The 16,653-nt window shown below is 50.2% G+C and carries 23 protein-coding genes; all 23 read right to left on the bottom strand.

What is annotated here, in order from left to right:
* Positions 1–32: 32 nt before the first annotated feature.
* Positions 33–479, bottom strand: a complete 447-nt coding sequence (locus NFU03_RS14085; RefSeq protein ID WP_251639688.1) for a GNAT family N-acetyltransferase — start codon at positions 477–479, stop codon at positions 33–35.
* A gap of 577 nt (positions 480–1,056) precedes the next feature.
* Positions 1,057–1,395 carry a YolD-like family protein gene (locus NFU03_RS14080; RefSeq protein ID WP_251639685.1) on the bottom strand — a complete coding sequence of 113 codons (339 nt, stop codon included), beginning with the start codon at positions 1,393–1,395 and terminating at the stop codon, positions 1,057–1,059.
* Between the two features lie 18 nt (positions 1,396–1,413).
* A complete protein-coding gene (locus tag NFU03_RS14075; RefSeq protein ID WP_251639683.1) occupies positions 1,414–1,683 on the bottom strand; it encodes a YolD-like family protein in 270 nt (89 codons plus the stop codon).
* Between the two features lie 14 nt (positions 1,684–1,697).
* The gene (locus NFU03_RS14070) at positions 1,698–2,063 is read right to left on the bottom strand and encodes a YhjD family protein (RefSeq protein ID WP_251639680.1); all 366 of its coding nucleotides are present in this window, start codon (positions 2,061–2,063) and stop codon (positions 1,698–1,700) included.
* Positions 2,064–2,715: 652 nt separating this feature from the next.
* Entirely contained in the window at positions 2,716–3,474 is a 759-nt protein-coding gene (locus NFU03_RS14065) for an N-acetylmuramoyl-L-alanine amidase family protein (RefSeq protein ID WP_251639678.1), read from the bottom strand.
* A complete protein-coding gene (locus NFU03_RS15740) occupies positions 3,467–3,598 on the bottom strand; it encodes a hypothetical protein (RefSeq protein WP_285835453.1) in 132 nt (43 codons plus the stop codon). Before NFU03_RS15740 ends, NFU03_RS14065 begins: the two co-directional genes overlap by 8 nt.
* Entirely contained in the window at positions 3,595–3,867 is a 273-nt protein-coding gene (locus NFU03_RS14060) for a phage holin (protein ID WP_251639675.1), read from the bottom strand. The genes NFU03_RS15740 and NFU03_RS14060 overlap by 4 nt, the downstream gene beginning before the upstream one ends.
* A gap of 11 nt (positions 3,868–3,878) precedes the next feature.
* Positions 3,879–4,301, bottom strand: a complete 423-nt coding sequence (locus NFU03_RS14055) for a hypothetical protein (RefSeq protein WP_251639673.1) — start codon at positions 4,299–4,301, stop codon at positions 3,879–3,881.
* A 413-nt stretch (positions 4,302–4,714) separates the two neighbouring features.
* Positions 4,715–4,855 carry a hypothetical protein gene (locus tag NFU03_RS14050; protein ID WP_251639672.1) on the bottom strand — a complete coding sequence of 47 codons (141 nt, stop codon included), beginning with the start codon at positions 4,853–4,855 and terminating at the stop codon, positions 4,715–4,717.
* Between the two features lies 1 nt (position 4,856).
* Complete coding sequence (locus tag NFU03_RS14045; RefSeq protein ID WP_251639671.1) at positions 4,857–5,174, bottom strand: hypothetical protein; 318 nt, start codon at positions 5,172–5,174, stop codon at positions 4,857–4,859.
* 15 nt (positions 5,175–5,189) lie between these two features.
* Positions 5,190–6,134 carry a hypothetical protein gene (locus tag NFU03_RS14040; RefSeq protein ID WP_251639670.1) on the bottom strand — a complete coding sequence of 315 codons (945 nt, stop codon included), beginning with the start codon at positions 6,132–6,134 and terminating at the stop codon, positions 5,190–5,192.
* A gap of 2 nt (positions 6,135–6,136) precedes the next feature.
* Positions 6,137–6,877, bottom strand: coding sequence for a hypothetical protein (locus NFU03_RS14035; RefSeq protein WP_251639669.1), 741 nt, complete (start codon positions 6,875–6,877; stop codon positions 6,137–6,139).
* Between the two features lie 15 nt (positions 6,878–6,892).
* Complete coding sequence (locus NFU03_RS14030) at positions 6,893–7,522, bottom strand: hypothetical protein (protein WP_251639668.1); 630 nt, start codon at positions 7,520–7,522, stop codon at positions 6,893–6,895.
* Positions 7,515–8,696 (bottom strand): baseplate J/gp47 family protein, encoded by a 1,182-nt coding sequence (locus NFU03_RS14025; RefSeq protein ID WP_251639667.1) that lies wholly within the window; start codon positions 8,694–8,696, stop codon positions 7,515–7,517. Before NFU03_RS14025 ends, NFU03_RS14030 begins: the two co-directional genes overlap by 8 nt.
* The gene (locus NFU03_RS14020) at positions 8,686–9,054 is read right to left on the bottom strand and encodes a hypothetical protein (RefSeq protein ID WP_251639666.1); all 369 of its coding nucleotides are present in this window, start codon (positions 9,052–9,054) and stop codon (positions 8,686–8,688) included. The genes NFU03_RS14025 and NFU03_RS14020 overlap by 11 nt, the downstream gene beginning before the upstream one ends.
* Positions 9,051–9,398 carry a hypothetical protein gene (locus tag NFU03_RS14015; protein WP_251639665.1) on the bottom strand — a complete coding sequence of 116 codons (348 nt, stop codon included), beginning with the start codon at positions 9,396–9,398 and terminating at the stop codon, positions 9,051–9,053. The genes NFU03_RS14020 and NFU03_RS14015 overlap by 4 nt, the downstream gene beginning before the upstream one ends.
* Complete coding sequence (locus NFU03_RS14010; protein WP_251639663.1) at positions 9,398–10,363, bottom strand: phage protein; 966 nt, start codon at positions 10,361–10,363, stop codon at positions 9,398–9,400. The genes NFU03_RS14015 and NFU03_RS14010 overlap by 1 nt, the downstream gene beginning before the upstream one ends.
* Complete coding sequence (locus NFU03_RS14005; RefSeq protein ID WP_251639662.1) at positions 10,350–10,694, bottom strand: phage baseplate plug family protein; 345 nt, start codon at positions 10,692–10,694, stop codon at positions 10,350–10,352. Before NFU03_RS14005 ends, NFU03_RS14010 begins: the two co-directional genes overlap by 14 nt.
* Positions 10,695–10,706: 12 nt before the next feature.
* A complete protein-coding gene (locus NFU03_RS14000; RefSeq protein ID WP_251639661.1) occupies positions 10,707–11,267 on the bottom strand; it encodes a LysM peptidoglycan-binding domain-containing protein in 561 nt (186 codons plus the stop codon).
* Complete coding sequence (locus NFU03_RS13995; RefSeq protein WP_251639660.1) at positions 11,267–15,682, bottom strand: phage tail tape measure protein; 4,416 nt, start codon at positions 15,680–15,682, stop codon at positions 11,267–11,269. Before NFU03_RS13995 ends, NFU03_RS14000 begins: the two co-directional genes overlap by 1 nt.
* Entirely contained in the window at positions 15,675–15,818 is a 144-nt protein-coding gene (locus NFU03_RS13990) for a hypothetical protein (protein WP_251639659.1), read from the bottom strand. Before NFU03_RS13990 ends, NFU03_RS13995 begins: the two co-directional genes overlap by 8 nt.
* Positions 15,819–15,861: 43 nt before the next feature.
* Entirely contained in the window at positions 15,862–16,155 is a 294-nt protein-coding gene (locus NFU03_RS13985) for a hypothetical protein (RefSeq protein ID WP_251639658.1), read from the bottom strand.
* 65 nt (positions 16,156–16,220) lie between these two features.
* Positions 16,221–16,628: a phage structural protein gene (locus tag NFU03_RS13980; protein ID WP_251639657.1), complete on the bottom strand. Its 408-nt coding sequence runs from the start codon at positions 16,626–16,628 to the stop codon at positions 16,221–16,223.
* Positions 16,629–16,653 lie beyond the last annotated feature (25 nt).

Raw genomic sequence — 16,653 nt, 5'->3', positions numbered from 1 at the left:
GGTGCCCGGCAGCTTTTTCATTTTCGGGGATGTCAGCTTTTTTTCATGATGTGCTCGCCGTGTTCATCCAATTCCCCGGTGAATGAAAACCCGAGTTGCTCATAGAGCCGGATTGCGTTCATGTTATCCGGATAGACACTCAAATAGATCGGCTGCTGCCCATATTGCTCGAGTACATGGGCGATCAGCAGGACCATGAACCTTTTCCCATAGCCCTGCCCCTGATAGCGGACATCGATCAGCAGACGGTCGATCCACAGACGTCCCGCCAGTCCCTCCTCTTCAAACAATCCGTACATGGCAAAGCCGACGAGCGTTTCTCCCGCGTATAGACCGACCGGCCGGAACTGTTTCCATGTCACGGAGTCCTCCAGACATTGATACGGCGTTTCAATGAAGCCCTTTTGGGAATCCGCCACTTGCAGCTGCAGGATCTCCCGGTAATTACTTGCTGTTACGTCATGAATGGATAGATCCATGACTTTCAACCCTTTCTGCTGCACGGCGCCTTGTTGCTGCGCTTGCGTGCGATCACACTTGTTTAACGGGAAACTATGGCGGAAAGTTTCGGGGTTTGCTGGATTGTCACAATGTTGGGGGTGGACTTGGGGAATGGAGCGTGGGGGATTGAGCGGTTAGCCGGGGGAATTGATCGGTCAGCCGCTGGAATGGATCGGTTAGCCGCCAGTATCGAGCGGTCAGCCGACCCCGGCCAATTCACATAGCCAGGGTTCACCCGCACCCGGACAAGCAAAAACGCCAGCCCTCGATTAAGAGGACTGGCGTTTTATTGTGAAGCGGGCTGGCTTACATCATGCCGCCCATAAGTTGACGCCCTTAATCAGACAAAAGCAGAACGTAATTTCGTATCTATTCGATAGTGTTGAATTATGTTGTTTCGCAGAAAAAGATATTCTGAACTTCACTTGCCTTACAACATTAGTTTTCTTTCTGTTATTTTTCAAAAGATAACGAAGCTCAGCCAATGAAAGAGCAACCCGTCCACTGTTGGATTGGTTGCTTTTTAGATTCACAGGCCAGAGTTGCATCCAGCTGTTAATCTAAATGTTGCACAGCGATGATCAGATCAGCTGGAATCCGTTCGATACAGAATGGATCCTCTAATACGATGAGCCGGTTACGAATGTCGATTTCTTCAATGGTTCCTATGTAGCTGGATATCTTGTCATCACTCCAGATGCTGACTTGTGCAATGCATCGCCGAAGTTTTGCTGACTCTAACTGCAGTTGGATTTCCTCCAGTTCAAAATCCGTAAGTATAGGCTGCGGCACCCTGCCATCCTCTGCATGCCAGTCGCGCAGCATGGCGATATGCTCAGGAAGCATCATTGCCGTCCATTTGATTTTACCGCGATCACGATTATTTTCAAACATCTGATCAGCCCCTTCTACTTACTTTATTCCTACAATGTCGTTCATATTGATTTTCACATCCTCATAACCGACTCGCAGCGACAACTTACCTGTTTGACCATCTGCGCTCGAAATTACTCCGATATACCGCTCCAATCTTTTTCGGATAAAAATCGTGATTTCTATCTCGCTTTTGAACTCTATTGCTTCATCGAGCTTCTCACCAATCTCTTGGTAATCATATTCGGTTAGCTGTGGCCTAGCGCTGGCAGCTTTTTTTGCTTTTGCTGGTTTTGGTATTGCTGTCATTCAAATCATCCTCTCTATTTTTGTCTTTCTAAATAAACTTTTAAAAGCTCCTCGGAGTGATTACGGAGGCGAACATTTAAGTATCTTCTTCTGTATTGTTCATAATCAATAATAAAAAGATATGAAGTAAAGACACCGTCGTTCCCTTCATTTACTAACTTCAGTTTGTGCTGCTTGAAATATAAATGTGTTGAAGTCAAATCACTATGCACAATTTCAGTAGCCCTCGTGATTACAGAAAGATATGGCAAATTGAATTTGACCGGTATCTCTTCAAAGACTTTGGCATCCCTGTCTAAAATCGTGAGCAACATGGGCAGATAAATCATCTTTTCAAATTGATCAATCGCTTCTGTAGTCAGTAAGCTAGTGCCACCCATTAGATGACAGCCCTTTCGTGTGTTACTACAGGGACGAGCGCAAGAACATTGTCGATCAGAAAAGTCCGTCGAGAATCCCGCATGTAGCAATAGGCACGGAACGATGACTCTCCTACCTGCAGCACCCTGACGCGCCGCCTGCTGATCTTGCCGTCGCCCGCTATGTAAACCATATCAAGTAGTTCACCAAACATTATCGCTCTCTCTAACGTTTTACGCACATATGTTCCCCTCCTTAAAATAATTATAGGGAATGTTTGTTCGTATGTAAAGGAATAAAAAAAGCTCTCCCGTCCGCAATGGATGAGAGAGCTTTTTTAGCCTATAGGAAGGCCTGCATACTACTCGCGTGCTGTCGGCAAGGTTGCGACCCTATATCCGAAAGGCTGACCACGATAAGAAGAACCACCCGAAGGTGTCGAGTGCCTGTAACAAGACAAGCAAGGAATCGGGCAGGGATTTGCACCCTGCATGTTGTCTGCACCGTTACTATGTCCCCGCATACAACTACGCCGTCTGGAACTGGGGCCGCGTTTAGTTAGCGTCTACCTTTTCCGCCACCGATTCAACGGCCGGTTTCGACCCTGCCGATACCAGCGGTCTGTTTCTGAAACTAGTCAGATCAGCTAGTTCTTAGTATACCCATATCTGGTTACTTCTTCAACTGGTTAATCTCCGCTTCCAGCTTCTTATATACCCGGTAGTTCATCGCGGCCACTTCCTCACGAGTTGCCGTACGGTGCAAATACGTCCCGTCTGTAATGCCCGCTTCTTTCGCAAGCGCGACTTCGGGAGCCAAGGATGCGGACGGAGCTGCATTCTTCTGTTCCGCCAATGGAATCGCCTCCTTTTTTGGTGGAGTAGGCTTTGCTGCCGGCTTGACCGTACCGCCCACATACGCCGTAATACCCTCTGCCGTCCACTGTGCCAGCTGCTCGACTTTGTTGATGAGGATAGCTTCATCCTCCAAGTTGGAGATGAATGCATACTCGATCAGCACGGCCGGCATGCGTGTTTCCCTGAGGACAGCATAGTTGGCGCGCTTACGGCCGCGATCATGGATACCGATCTTGCTGGCAATCGCCTTGTGGATGGCCGCCTGGAAGCCTGCTGTCTTGGATTGAGTATGAGTATGAATGAATGTCTCAAAGCCGGACGCAGACGACACAGCCGAGTTGTTGTGTAAGCTCACGAAATAGTCGGCGCCCCAGCTATTCGCCACGCGGGCACGCTCAGACAGTGGAATGAATACGTCTGTCGATCGCGACATCTTTACGGTGTGGCCGGCAGCTTCGAGCAATGCTTTCAGACGCAGACCGACTTTCAGGACGTTGTCTTTTTCCTTCGATTTCTTGCCGACAGCTCCCGGGTCGTGAGCACCGTGTCCTGGATCAATGAAAATTTTAGCCATTGTCGACCACATCGCTTTCTTCGTTTTTGTAGTTGTCGTAGCAGTCCTGGCAGAGCTGCTCCCCGTTCCGTTGCTCCAGTACTTCGATCTCTTTGCCGCACACGGCACACTCTGTTTTTGTCATGATCGCTTTTCCTCCTTTTTAGGTGCGTGATATCTCATTGCCTGTTTACTGTCATCCACGCCGGCGGTGGTCGGGTCCACGACGACCCCGAGTATTGCTAGCAGCGCGAAGACCGCATTGACGAATCCGGCCGCTTCCTCCCCGATCAGATCGGCTGCCAGTTCAAGGCCGAACCAGCCGGCGACGATTTGCGTGACCAACAAAAAAGCCGGCACCAGGGCCAGCCAGAAGAACTTATTTTTAATGCGTACTTTCCAGTTGATGTTCATTCGATCTCTCCTCACTTAATGAAATGCGTGACCACATAATAGATTAGTCCACCGGATCCAGCGAGCGTTGCCAGGGCTCCACTCAGTTTCATGGCAAACGTCGCCCAAGCATTCAATTTGGCCATCTGCAGTTCGTGGGCCTGCTCGGCAGACAGCGATTGATAGTTCATAGACGATTTCGCGAGCTCGTACATTTTGTCCGCCTGCGCCCTGACAATCTCCTGTGTCTCCCGGCTAGTGGTCAGTACTGTGTTCTGCAGCTTAATATTTTGGGTCTCCATCTGAAGAAGCTTTTCCTCATGCTGCCGGTCTGCCTCTTTGAGTGCCAGTGTCAACTCTTCCAGGCTGCCGATACGATTGTCGTGATCAACGATGGACTCACCCTGCTTTTTGAGCATTTCATACATGCTGTCTCCCACCTCGATTTCTTTCATATCTCACCCCACGACCCCTTTTCTCTATTTTTCTGCATAGAAAAAACGTCCCGCAGGACGCTTGTTGATACCACTATTTGACGTATAGAATAACCTGGTTGCCATTTCTGATCACAGTATCAGAGCTAATCCTGAATAGACGTTCCTTTCCGCCGTCAATCAGACAGACATCTCCAAGTTCCTGTCTGGCATAAAAGAGTTCATTAACAATGTCCGTTCCTGAAAATGTGATAGTTAGCTGATTCTTATCTAGTTCGTAACTACCTCGAATCGGACAGAAGATCCTGTCTACGATCGTGGTATAACGAAAACCTTGAAATGCAGGCAATCAATATCCCTCCCTTCATCTTCCAATATTCGACAAAGGAGAAGGGAGTCCTTCTTTTACGTAAGACGCATTATGGTCCGAATGCTTAATTACGAGTGCTATTCATAATTTCCTTTTTGTCATCAGCTGAGATATAGCCAAGTTCGACCGCCTTGTCCAAATGAGACTCTTGAGCGATTCCGTTCACCCAGTTACGCAGGAATAAGTTGTATTTCGCGTCCTTCATCTCAGACTCCTCCCAACATAAGATCCATAAGAATTTCATCTTGCTGCAACTGCGATACTTTTAGCCCGTCAATCTCCGCTTTGTATTGTTCCTCCTGTGACATCGGGACTTCTTCATATGTGTAGAAGAGGGAGTTGTCCTCAGGATTCACGTTCAGGATAGACGCAAATCCTTCGCGTTGCTCGGGTTCAGGAATTGACTCGACGAGAATACCCTCTTTCTTTAATTCCTCTTCGGATTTGCCGAGACCTTCCTTTTCGTCAAACGGCATGAAGTGTGTGAATGCGACTTTTCCATTTATGTGTTTGAGATAGATCATTGTGTTGCCTCCTTGTTAGATGATTTTCAAAGTGAAAAAGTAGCCATACTTATCGACTTCTCTCGCGTGAACTGCGGAAATCATATTTCCTTTCACAGTCGTATTGACGATACGATTATTTATTTCGGGATGGTAACTTAATTCTCTGCCAGCTACGTCATAGATTTTTAATCCGGGGAAGGCATGGCTGAAGAACAATACTTTGTTGCCAACCACGGCTGAAACGCCATGAAAGAAATTCGCAAGAGCTAAGAATTTCGCGACAGGAAATGTTTCCAACACTTCGACAGTCCCTGTTGCAGCATTGATTTTTTCAAAAGTCGCCGAGCTGGTCGTCCGCCTTAATGCAAAAATATACTGAGGAGTTGAGGTGGTTGTTAAAAAGGCGCCTAACGCATTTATTCTTAGAATTTCAGTTCCTTCTGGGAACTTTCTTTTTACAATTGCACCGCCGCCATTATAAAAATCGTAAAAAAATGTGTTGTCTGATTCCAATCCGGATAAGACGTCCTCCATATTTCTCGTTGGCGTACCTGGCAAAACTGCTAACGAACTGTTGTATTTCTGGGTATATCTCCTGACGGTAGAGCCACTGCGGAATGTAGAAATCGTAATTCCCCCGTCATAGTCAAAAGACAATCCAGTGATTTCATCGCCAACAAAAACGGACGAAATAGTGGAAAAATCATCGAGTCTTATTTTAGTCATTCGTCCGGCGTCGGTATTTATGAGAAAATCATCTCGGAAATACTTCTCCCCTTTTAACGTGAGGGTAGCAATCAAATTGAAGTCTCGGTCATACTTCTTTACGTATCCACTCGAAACGCCACTGTATTCGTCTACATAAAAGTACTTCTCAGTGGCATAGCAATTCCTCAGTTCTAGGAGGTTATTCCCTCCCACTACTAGGAAAGGGTTCCTCTTTCCCACTCCTATTCCATGTTCTCGAATATCAATCATCCTTACACCTCGCTTGTCAATATGCCATCATCGTTGTAACTCAGTGTATAGATGGATGGGGTCCCCACTACAGTTACACCATCGGCTGCATATTGAGTAATGGTTCGGGTCGTGTACTGAGGGCTTTCACCGCCACTTAAAACGGATTTACGGACTAATGTGTTATCGGATTTCCTTCGATGCTCAACGGTTGTGAAAATATAATTTTCATCAATGTTGGATTTGATTGTTTTGACAGGTATGTTGTGCAGCGCTTCATCCGCCGAATGCGTCGCAAGCGCATTGTCCAGCTGCTTCACCGTTTTCGTGTTTCCGGGGCCGGCCAGGGCGTTGACTTTCTCCTGGGCGCCGGCAGGAGTCTCCTTGCCGTTCCAGTTCGTTTTCTCGGCATCAGTCACAAACCGGTGCGTCGCATCCTCGGTAATCATGGTGGCCGGATGAGTGGCAGGGTGCTGATAGTTTGTAGCGCCTGCTTGGATGCCGGCCAGCTTGGCCTTTTCGGCCGTCGTAAAATCTGCCGAAGACAACCCTTTGCCGGGTTCTTTATCGACCTTGCCGGCGAGCGCTGATGCTTCCACAGCCTTTTCCTGCAATTCCTTGAGAGCCAGATATGCGGTATTTTGGAGATAGTTGAAATATGCGTCCGGAGGCTTGATGCCCGCTTTCCATCCTTCGTTTTTCAAAATCTCAGGAGGCTCAACGCCAGGGGCGAGCCACACGGGTAACTTTTGAGTAAATGCCATTCCCATCTTCCTTTCTTAGATCGGTAGTTCCTGATTTCCGCTAGGTGCGTAGGCAGCGCCGAGGTAGCCGCCGATGGTCCCCTCGACATTGCCGAACCCTTTTTCGCTGTCCGCCTCCATGGCGATGCTGCCAAACTCGAAAGTCCCCTCCAGGTTTGCAGAAGCAACCCGGACGTCCCCTGGAGCTACTCGCTCGATAAGTGCGATCAACTGGCTCTGTGTAAGACCAGCATTGTTCATGACAGCCAACGGCAGCTTTTCGACAACGAGGGCGAGTGGTTCCGTACCGCCGAGGGCTCGATCGCTGGTGAGTCGCATATCGGACGGACGACAGTTCAACGTCTTAGCCATAGCATCGATGATGGCATTGTAGGTGCCGTCCGACTTGGCGCGGATCCTCTTAGATTTGATCATCATTCGGTACTGAGCATCCGTAGCCAACCCACGGGGCTGCTCAATGTCGGCCCCCAACTCGTTCAGCTCCTTACCCTCCGCCTTGTCAACATCCACCCACTCCTCCATCTTTCGAAGTGTCTGCAGCACCTCATCATGCTGCAGAGCAAAGACCGCAAACAGCTTGCCGATGTTCGACTGAGGTTTCTGGGACAAGGCGCTGGTCAACATGGAGAGCATGTCTTTAAGCATTCACAATCACCTCGATATGGTCGGGTCCTGTGACTGCCACCTCGTTTTGCAGAATAGAAATGTTTACAACTCCCACCGCGGTCGGCAGTTTCCCTATGGAAATCTTGACATCCTCGATTCCTTGAACTTGATACGCAGCACCATAGAGACGGGACAGAATCACATCCCCACCCATGGACAACCCAGCTTGCTCTACCTTTTCAGAGTCAACACCACCGATTACTGCAATCATCTTGTCTTGCACCTGACGAGCACCGTCTTCCTGGAATGCCGAGTTCGTGACCAGATTCACTTTCAAGTAGATTTCCACTACCTGCGCATAATCGAATCGAACAACGTGTGTATTTCCGGAGAGATCATCGATCGGCACGGCGGAGGCACCAACTGTCTCTGTTGTCGCCCCCATGCTGTTGAAGATGGAATCCGCGATGTCAACGGCTGTTCCGCCGAGGACAAACGCGTGCAACGATTTCGGCGGATTCCCGGAGGAGTCCACTTCTAACGTCCGGTTGAATACCACATTGGCAGAACGGACACCAGGGGTGTTCTGCAAAGCTGTTTCTACTGCGGTTGCGGTGGCTTTACCGTTTGATTCGTTTGCTTTTAAGAGGCGCCTCTTATAAGAGAGATCACTCTCCAGATCTGCGCCGCCTACAGAGGGCAGTGGATTGGTCACCGAAGTAACTTTCTCACTCGGCTCAATCTGAGTGGTGATGGTATTCGCCAAGACATTCGTAAAGTCCCCCACATCAGCCGAGACGGCTTCGCCTGTCCCCTTGCCAAAAAAGTCGAGCGCGACAGGCGTGAGCAAGACAAAATGCACGTCCCCTTCTGTCGTGAATTCTTCACCGACGTCCAGCAGATGACCTGGCTCTCCAGTGAACGACAGCTCAACATATGAAGGCAGCGCTGGATTCCGCGGAAGTCCTTTATCGCCGCCGTGGTAATCCAGCGAGACTCCGTCAGCTTTCCGGATAAACCGGCTATTGTATACCTTTTCAATGGTCTCCCAAATGCGCGCATAGAAAAAAGCCTGAACGCGGCTGATGATGCCGAGAGGCGTGTAGGAGGCCAGATTAACGTCCTGACCAAACAGTTCCCGGTATTTCTCGTGCGACTCGGCCAGCAAGTCAGCGTAGCCTTTCTTCTTAAAACCGTAGCGATCAAGCCCCATAGCGCCCTCCTCCTGTCAGATCTATCGAACTGCCATCTGCTAGCAACACCCGAAGTCCGATCGTCTCTACACGCCCATGCTGGCTCATAGTAATGTCCTCGGCACCTTCGATGATATTCTGGTCGGTCATGACCTGAAGCGCGCCTAGAACCGAGTCAGTCATCTCCTCTTCAGACACCCTCTTCTCCTGAAGAAAGGACGTGTCGAGTCCGATGAACTCATCCAACGGAAACTCACCTTTTTGAATTGCGAGATTCATCATGACGCTTTGAGCGACTTCCTGATCACCGTCTACCATCGCCAGTTCACCATTCTCGTTAAGGACCAAGTCCCCGTTCTCCACTTTCAATGTCTTCATCCATCCCACACTCCTACTACTACAGCGTCATTGGAACTCATCAGATCATGGGAATCCGGATCGATGAAACTTGTTCCATTCAAGCCGGCCAGGGATCGCTGTGCCGGAATATAAAAAACAGCCGCTCCGACCTTGCAATCCGCCTGGCAGTGTTTCAGCACGGGCGCATCAAAAATCGGGGACTGCTCGTAAATATTCTCTTCGTCGGCCGTCAGGAAAAGCGGCTGAATGGTAGCGCGTTTGGTCCCCGGATTGTAGGAAATCACTTTTCCAGGTGCCAGGGTAGCCACGCTCAATAAAATCTCCCGCTGATACTCAGCAAAGAACTTAGTTGCTTCGCTCATCAGATCACCTCGAAATTCGTTTCAAAGTTGCTGCCGTCGCAGCTGTGCTTGCCTTTGCGGGCGCGGTACTTCCCTTTGGCTGTCTTGCTCTCCAATGTGATGATGGAAGCCGTACCGATCCGATGCTGGAGCAGGCAGCGCACCTGGTAACCTTTGACGTCCTCGTCCTCATACTCGGCAGGAGGCTCTAACAAACCGGTCTCTTCTTTCAAAGTGAACCGTTCATCATTCCCGACCTCAATTGACCGGATCACGAGCTTTCCTTTACGCCAATACATGGAGGCGCCGCAGTCCTTGACCACCGTCGCCAGCTTGCTTTCAATTTTGCCAGTCACCTTGAAGCCTGTTTTGTACACTTTGTTCTTAGGAAGATTGATTTCAGCTGGCTTAGCACCAAGGATGGCTGTCAGGCGCTTGATAATTGTCATCCCAGTAGTGCCCGCAGCGAAGGTGATGTTCATGGTCTGCTTGCGCGTCTTCGTCACATTCACCGTTTTGGTGGTCACCGTCCGCGTGTATTTTCTGCCGTTTTTCCCGACGGTCGTCGTCTTCACAGGCTTCGCCAACTTGACACGCTTTTTCACTACGTATTTCTTGGCCGCATCGGCAACGGCAGGGGTCACCTGGACTCCGCTGTAGTCCGTGCCTTCCTTCATGGTAATGGTCGTAATCTTCTCCGGACCCTCATAACGAGAAATGACCGATGTGATTTTCGCTTCCACGAGTACACCGCTGTCGCTGCGGTAACCGGCGACAAGGACCACGTTCTGGCCCTTCTTCATTCGATTGATAGTCGTCGCCGTCAAATTATAGATTTGGATTGTCGATACATTCGGCACACTGTCATCATCAAACGGCACTTCGAAGTGTATTTCCAGTTCGTCGCCGTCAAACTTCAGATGCCCTTTTCCAGTGTCGATTGTGACCCTAACAACACGACCAAACAGCTCCTTACTCGTCGCCATCAGGATCACCTGCCGGCAGATCGTCAATCGTCAGAAAGACGGTCTTGTAGAAGTTTTCTTTCGTCACAGCCAACGCCTTCCCTGATTCGTCAAAAGGAACAATGGACGGCGCAGGGAGCCGCTCGTCAATCAGAGAAGAGAACAACGGCTCGTTGAGGACAATTTTCTCACCCAAGACAATTGGTTCGCCTTCGATGTCCCACAGGTCGACTGTGTAGTAATCGAACGTCTGGTTGTAGTTCAGCCCCATCGTGAACTCATCCTCCGCTAAAGAGATGTCGAAGATGACCGGGATCTCTTCTGGATCCAATTCGATATAGCTCCGTTGCACCGTCATTCCTCCTTACTTGATTTTCATTTTTACGCCAATCGGTATTTTTCGCGCCGGCCATGGGTTCTGTTTCATCAGAGTTGCGAGAGGCACACCGTATTTCCTTGCCAATGCCCAGTACGTGTCCCCGGCCTTTACCGTGTGATATTTTGAAGACGGTTTTTTATTCACGACCGGTTTCTTCCCGCTGACAGTCTGATTGCTGGATTTTTCGACATAGGGCGTTTTGGCGATCCGCACCTGTTGAAGATCGATGCTCACCGAGAACCCATTGGCGATGTTTGCATCGTAGTTCCCGTTCAGGTTGGTGATGAGTACGTCAGATGCGCTGATGCGGCCGACGTACTTCACCAACTGTCCCTTGTTCTGCTTCACTTCCAAAGCGTTGCGGATGGTTTCCGCGGCTTGCGGTGTCTTCCCGAGGATCCGACCGCTAACACTGAAAGTCTTCGGCTGCCGCTGAACGGAATCTGTGATCGGCAGACCCTTCTCCACTGGATAAGCTGTCGTGTAGACAGAATTGGTGAAGGACTCTTGCATATTGTCAATCTTGTGCCCATCTAATTTTGCCATCAGTACTCCACCCCGCTTGCCATGAGACCGCGCCATTCTCTGAATGCCTCTTCAAGAGCCTCATTCACAGCACGCTTGATTACGTTTTGACTGGTCTCTCCTTCGTTAGCTTGCACATTAACATTAACGACCGGACTGAAGTTGTAAACATTTTGCCCTTTGCCTTGCAGCAGTTCATTCGTCTTCCGGTTGTTGTGTACACGAGAGCCGAACGGCAGATCCACGATTTCCGGACCATCTTCTCCGACAACCACCTTATCCAGATTGTTGTCCTTAAAGCCGCCTTTCGCGTAGCCGACATATCCTTTGCCGCCTGCCATATTTCGCAAGCCCGGCACGTTACCGATGCCGCCGTACCGGCTATTCATGTACCGGATGGCCGCCACGGCATTATGAATCGGATTATAGATGTCCCCCATGCCCGGCATTTTGTGCTGATTGAACGTTGGATCAATCGTCTGGAACAAACCTTTGGATGGAATCCCACGTTTTGCGTTGATGTCCCAGAGGTTGATCGCCCGGGGGTTGAATCCGGACTCCTTCTTCGCAATCGTCATCAGCCCGCCGAGGAACGCTGGATTGGTTCCCGTAATCGCCATGGCCGCCTGGATCCATGCTCGAGCAGAATCAGCACCGCCGCCTGTGAATGATCCGGGATCGACTAACCCGCCGAAGCCAGCCATGTCGGCAAACTTTTCTTTGAAATAATTGGCCGCGCCATCTCGCATATGAGTGAGAATTCCCGTGCCCAGTCCACCGACGTCGTTACCGGAGAACGGAATGAACTTGCCGAACAGCTTTTTCGCCGACTCGACGGGATGCATCATCCATTCCACGGCGTCCGATGCAAAGTCGCCGATTGCCGAACCGGCCTTTTTGACACCGGAAACTGCAGAACTTGCGAAATCAGCGATGGACGAATTGCCTTTTGCATACCCTGGCAGAGTCAGCCCGGCACCGATACCGCCGTTAAGAACAGACATGGTATCCCGATGATTCAGAATGCGTGTCCCCGCATCAAGATTTGCCACTTCCGGACCGTTGGCACCCAACAGCTGCGCCGACCCGCCGAACGGCTTGTACGCAAGCTCAACGCCCTCCTCGCCCACCAGTGAATGACCGCCGGCGAAACTGGATGTTCCTCTGGCATTGGCAGCGATGGCCGTTCCTTTAGAGCCTGTAGAGGCGCCGGAGCCGTAAGCGGCACTCGGCGAACTTGTATAGCCGGCAGGATTCCACTCGGGAATCTTCGGAATGTTGAAGAAGTCGAGGACCTTGTTGATGCCGCCGGTAACACTATTGACCACACGGGCCAGATCCACCTTGAACAGCTGCCACTTAGACAACGCTTGACCAGTTTCCCAATCCACTTGATCAAGGTGGCCTTGCGCCTGCAACTTCGCCTGCTTCACAACATTTTGATGCATATCCTCCGCCTGCGTTACTGCTCCATCTCGCTGCGCTTTCGCCTTAGCGATAATGTCATCGTGCTGTTTCTTGGTAATCGTTCCGTTCTCATAATACTCAGCGTCTGCAGCTGCGACGACATCTTTATATTTCTTGTTTGCTTCTTTAACGGCGCCGTCCCTTGCCTTGACTGACTGCTTTACTACATCTGCAGCTTGTTTAGCACTGATACTGCTCGATTCGTGCTGCAAGGTAGTCAGGATGGTTCTCTGCTCTTTCGCTGACTTGGACAACGTCTTAACAGCAGTCTTGTTCTGTTGTTCCTGCAGTTGCAGAATTTCGTTTTTGTACTTACTCTGAACCCGTTTGCGATCGGTAGCAGCCTTCTCCTCCAAAGCAGTGATCTTCTTCTGCTCATCCAAAGTTAGAGATCTGCCTTTCTTGGCCGCCTCCGCTTTAATTTTTGCAATCTCGTCTTCAGATCGCTTCGTGATCTTCGCGGATTCATTGTACATTTTTTCATTCAGCTTCTGGATGGAAGCATTGGTGTCCTGGATCGTCTTTTTCTGCTTGGCCAAACGGGCACTCTGCTCTTTCTCGATCTTGCTGAATTCTTTCTTTCCGAGAAATCCAGATTCAACGAGAGAGTTGAGGTTAGCGGCAGAGGACTTTGCACTTTTTTCAAGCTTATCTTCCAAAACCTTTGCCGAACTACTGAAGTTTTTAGCAATGCTATCAGAGGCCTTCTTGCTCAGTACATCACCCGAATTGGCAAGATACTGAAGTTCCACCGTCGCCTTGTCGGTGAACTTCTTATAGCTGGCATATGCTTTAGCAGTGGATTTAGAGACAGACTCGTCAAATGTCACCTTGTCATTTAACGGACCCTTAGCTTTGAATGTAGTCCCAGGAGATATGCTTGCAGGACCCGGGCCGTCAACGCCGGCAGGAGATGTGTTCATTACCGATTTCACTGCAATCGGATTCTTTTCAGTCCAGTTTTTCGCTTTTTTGCTGATTTTTGGCCATTGTTCCTGCAGATAATCACCGAAATCACTGCCGAACTTAACTCCAGCTACTGATCCGGCAATTCCTCCGACTGCGCTGCCGATCGCTGTACCTATTCCAGGAGCGATCAGAGTCCCAATAGCCGCACCAACTTTGGCCCCTCCGAAACCAGCTGCCAGTGATCCAGCAAAACCGCCGACATCCTGTCCCGCTGTCTCTTGTGACATGCCGATAAGAGAGGAAGCCGCAATCGCAGTACCGATAATCGGTAATGCCTTCCCGCCGCCTTTTGCAATCGGCGCAGCTGCTTTCGCGGCAGTGCCCTTGCTTGCGGCGACGACAGGTCCTGGTACAGGCTTGGCACCTTTAATGGTTCCGCCTACAGGAGTCCTCGATAAGACCATTGCGCGGTTCAGGCGTTCGACCTGACCGGCGGTAACAGTTGCCTGGGCGCCAGTCATCTGCATCTGTGTCCGATAGGACGCAAAGAAAGCATTTGCTCCAGACATCACTGTGCTGATAGAACGGACAGCGCCGACCACCTTGAACAAGGCAACAGTCGCCGGCAACACTCCGCCGGCGACTACAGTACCCCATACAACCATGGAACGCGCAGACGGACTTAGATCGTTGAATCTATCCCCTAATCCAGACAGGATCTCAGTAGCTCCCTGTACTGTTGGAGTCAGAACATCCGATACGTTGATTGAAATACTTTCAATCGTACCTTCCAATTCTTCTAACGCACCGTAATAGTTGTCAGTCATTGTCTCGGCAGCTTTTGCAGACGCTCCGTCGGATTCCTGAAGGGACTTCGTGAATTTCTCCATTGTACCTGGCGCGGAATCGATAATCGATACCATACCGGTGGCCGCTTCTGTCCCGAAGATAGTCGCCATGGCCGCCAGTTTCTGTGCGTTCCCCATGCCTTCTGTAGCGCCCCGAAGTTCATTGATGATGGTAGTGAAAGGACGCATATTCCCTTTTGCATCAGCTATCTCTACGCCTAATTTCTCCATTGCCTTGGACGCTTTTTCAGGTGAGTCTACCAAGCGGATGAGAGAAGCACGCAACGAGGTACCAGCTTGCTCTCCTGCAAGACCGGCATTCGTCATGATCATGGTAGCTGCAGACAATTCCTCTAGCTGAATGCCGAGGGTGTTCGCCGGTGTCGCAGCATACTTGAATGCATAACCCATGTCCAGAATATCGGCTTTGGATCCGTTAGCTGCTTCAGCTAAAACGTCCGCAACGTGAGCAGAAGCGCTCGCTTCTAGCTGAAAACCGTTCAACGCTGCCGTCATTACCCCGACAGTCATTGCCATGTCTTCACCTGCTGCAGTCGAGGCACTAATAGCACCCGGAATGGCCGCCATCGTCTCTTTCGCGGACATACCCGACTTGGCAAGTTCCAACTGTGCGTCAGAAACTTCTTTAGCAGACTTGGTCGTATCTGCGCCGACCTGGATCGCCTGCTCGCGCATCGCCTTAAAGTCGGCATTTGTCGCGCCGGCTACCGCTTTGACGGCACTCATGCCCTGGTCAAATTCCTTGCCCGTTATTATTGCCTGCTTACCAAGATCATACATTCCACGAGTAACGGCAGCAGCGCCGATACCCGCGAACGTATCTCTCAATAACGTGCCTTTATGAGACAGTTTTTCAAGCGCCGAAGCAGTGCGTTCGCTCTCTTCAGATTGATCTTTGAGAGCATCAGCATTCTTTTTGCCTTCGATGGCCGTCTGCTTCATCGACTTGCCAGTGTTCTCCGTGGACTTGTCGACGCGCTTGTTGGATTGGTCCAGCTGCTCAGCGGCATCTGACGTCTTCTTCAATGTTTTTCCGGTATCTTCTACTGCACGATCGGTTTTCTTCGCGGAATGTTCAAGGGCTTCGGCAGATTTGGCAGTGCTGCGTAACCGCTCATCGACCGCGTCTAATTCCTTTGCTTCGACGTCGACCTTCACTTTCATAGTGGTCTGCCGCAACGACTTAGCCATCTGCCATACCCCCTTGCTTGAGCAGTTTTATCTTGAAGTTGGCCGCCATGATTGCCATCTCTAGCTGATCACGTGTCATGCTCTCTACTTCCTGGTAGGTGGCAATTCCGGTGACTACAGGCAGCCAGTAGGCCAATTCTTCCTCGAACTGCATCTCGTATGATTGTGGATCCCGAGGATTAGAGCAATCCCCCAAGAAATCGGTCTGCCGCAGCCATTACCTCGCGATAGCCATCGTGTTCATCGAAATATTCAAAGCTGACTTTAGGAGAGACAATGACGTGCTCCATCAGTTGCTCGTGATAACGAGTGTCCGAGAACACCCCGCCGAGCCCTTTCGAGTTATCCAGAATCTCCTGCGTCTTCCGGGTGCCGGGAAACTGGAATGTGTAATCCACACCTGAGTTCGAATACGTTTCCTGCTTACCGAATTTTTGAGCCGATGCTGTCGTTTCTGTTGTCTTTTCTGACATGAGTGATTCCTCCTGTATTGTTTGTATTTTCGTGCAGAGAAAAAAGAGCGGGGAAACCCGCCCTTTTAGTAATTCAGTACGCTGAAATCGCCGACTTTGATCGTATAGGCACGACCCTCGACACCCTCCGAGAACGAAGCATCTGCAATTTTTGTGACGAATGCTTCTGTGCCGCCGCGGCGTTCCTTGTTGATCGGATCATCCACCCAAATCGGGAAGAACAATTTCTTGTTCGCCAATTCGTTCAGAACTCGGATGAACGGGGATGTCTGGTTGAGCGTCAGCGTAACCGTGCCGAGCTTGCTGTTATTGAGCGCCCATGACGCTTCTCCCTGCGCATTGGACTCGACCGTCACCCGGTCGCCGTCTGTATTAGCCGTGACAAAGGTACCTTTCTTGAACCCTGTCACGATCATATTGTTGAGCGTCGTCGTGATGAGGGACGCATCATATACTCCTGGTGCTGTAGCCATCTGTTTTCCTCCTTGTTAGTCAAGA

The sequence above is a fragment of the Sporosarcina sp. NCCP-2716 genome (assembly GCF_023707985.1).
Classification (GTDB): domain Bacteria; phylum Bacillota; class Bacilli; order Bacillales_A; family Planococcaceae; genus Sporosarcina.
This window is presented reverse-complemented; position numbering and strand designations above follow the sequence as displayed.

Coding starts and splice junctions, on each gene's coding strand:
- NFU03_RS14085 (WP_251639688.1), bottom strand. CDS start 479: ATGGATCTATCCATTCATGACGTAACAGCAAGTAATTACCGGGAGATC.
- NFU03_RS14080 (WP_251639685.1), bottom strand. CDS start 1,395: ATGTTTGAAAATAATCGTGATCGCGGTAAAATCAAATGGACGGCAATG.
- NFU03_RS14075 (WP_251639683.1), bottom strand. CDS start 1,683: ATGACAGCAATACCAAAACCAGCAAAAGCAAAAAAAGCTGCCAGCGCT.
- NFU03_RS14070 (WP_251639680.1), bottom strand. CDS start 2,063: ATGGGTGGCACTAGCTTACTGACTACAGAAGCGATTGATCAATTTGAA.
- NFU03_RS14065 (WP_251639678.1), bottom strand. CDS start 3,474: ATGGCTAAAATTTTCATTGATCCAGGACACGGTGCTCACGACCCGGGA.
- NFU03_RS15740 (WP_285835453.1), bottom strand. CDS start 3,598: ATGACAAAAACAGAGTGTGCCGTGTGCGGCAAAGAGATCGAAGTACTG.
- NFU03_RS14060 (WP_251639675.1), bottom strand. CDS start 3,867: ATGAACATCAACTGGAAAGTACGCATTAAAAATAAGTTCTTCTGGCTG.
- NFU03_RS14055 (WP_251639673.1), bottom strand. CDS start 4,301: ATGAAAGAAATCGAGGTGGGAGACAGCATGTATGAAATGCTCAAAAAG.
- NFU03_RS14050 (WP_251639672.1), bottom strand. CDS start 4,855: ATGAAGGACGCGAAATACAACTTATTCCTGCGTAACTGGGTGAACGGA.
- NFU03_RS14045 (WP_251639671.1), bottom strand. CDS start 5,174: ATGATCTATCTCAAACACATAAATGGAAAAGTCGCATTCACACACTTC.
- NFU03_RS14040 (WP_251639670.1), bottom strand. CDS start 6,134: ATGATTGATATTCGAGAACATGGAATAGGAGTGGGAAAGAGGAACCCT.
- NFU03_RS14035 (WP_251639669.1), bottom strand. CDS start 6,877: ATGGCATTTACTCAAAAGTTACCCGTGTGGCTCGCCCCTGGCGTTGAG.
- NFU03_RS14030 (WP_251639668.1), bottom strand. CDS start 7,522: ATGCTTAAAGACATGCTCTCCATGTTGACCAGCGCCTTGTCCCAGAAA.
- NFU03_RS14025 (WP_251639667.1), bottom strand. CDS start 8,696: ATGGGGCTTGATCGCTACGGTTTTAAGAAGAAAGGCTACGCTGACTTG.
- NFU03_RS14020 (WP_251639666.1), bottom strand. CDS start 9,054: ATGAAGACATTGAAAGTGGAGAACGGGGACTTGGTCCTTAACGAGAAT.
- NFU03_RS14015 (WP_251639665.1), bottom strand. CDS start 9,398: ATGAGCGAAGCAACTAAGTTCTTTGCTGAGTATCAGCGGGAGATTTTA.
- NFU03_RS14010 (WP_251639663.1), bottom strand. CDS start 10,363: ATGGCGACGAGTAAGGAGCTGTTTGGTCGTGTTGTTAGGGTCACAATC.
- NFU03_RS14000 (WP_251639661.1), bottom strand. CDS start 11,267: ATGGCAAAATTAGATGGGCACAAGATTGACAATATGCAAGAGTCCTTC.
- NFU03_RS13995 (WP_251639660.1), bottom strand. CDS start 15,682: ATGGCTAAGTCGTTGCGGCAGACCACTATGAAAGTGAAGGTCGACGTC.
- NFU03_RS13985 (WP_251639658.1), bottom strand. CDS start 16,155: ATGTCAGAAAAGACAACAGAAACGACAGCATCGGCTCAAAAATTCGGT.
- NFU03_RS13980 (WP_251639657.1), bottom strand. CDS start 16,628: ATGGCTACAGCACCAGGAGTATATGATGCGTCCCTCATCACGACGACG.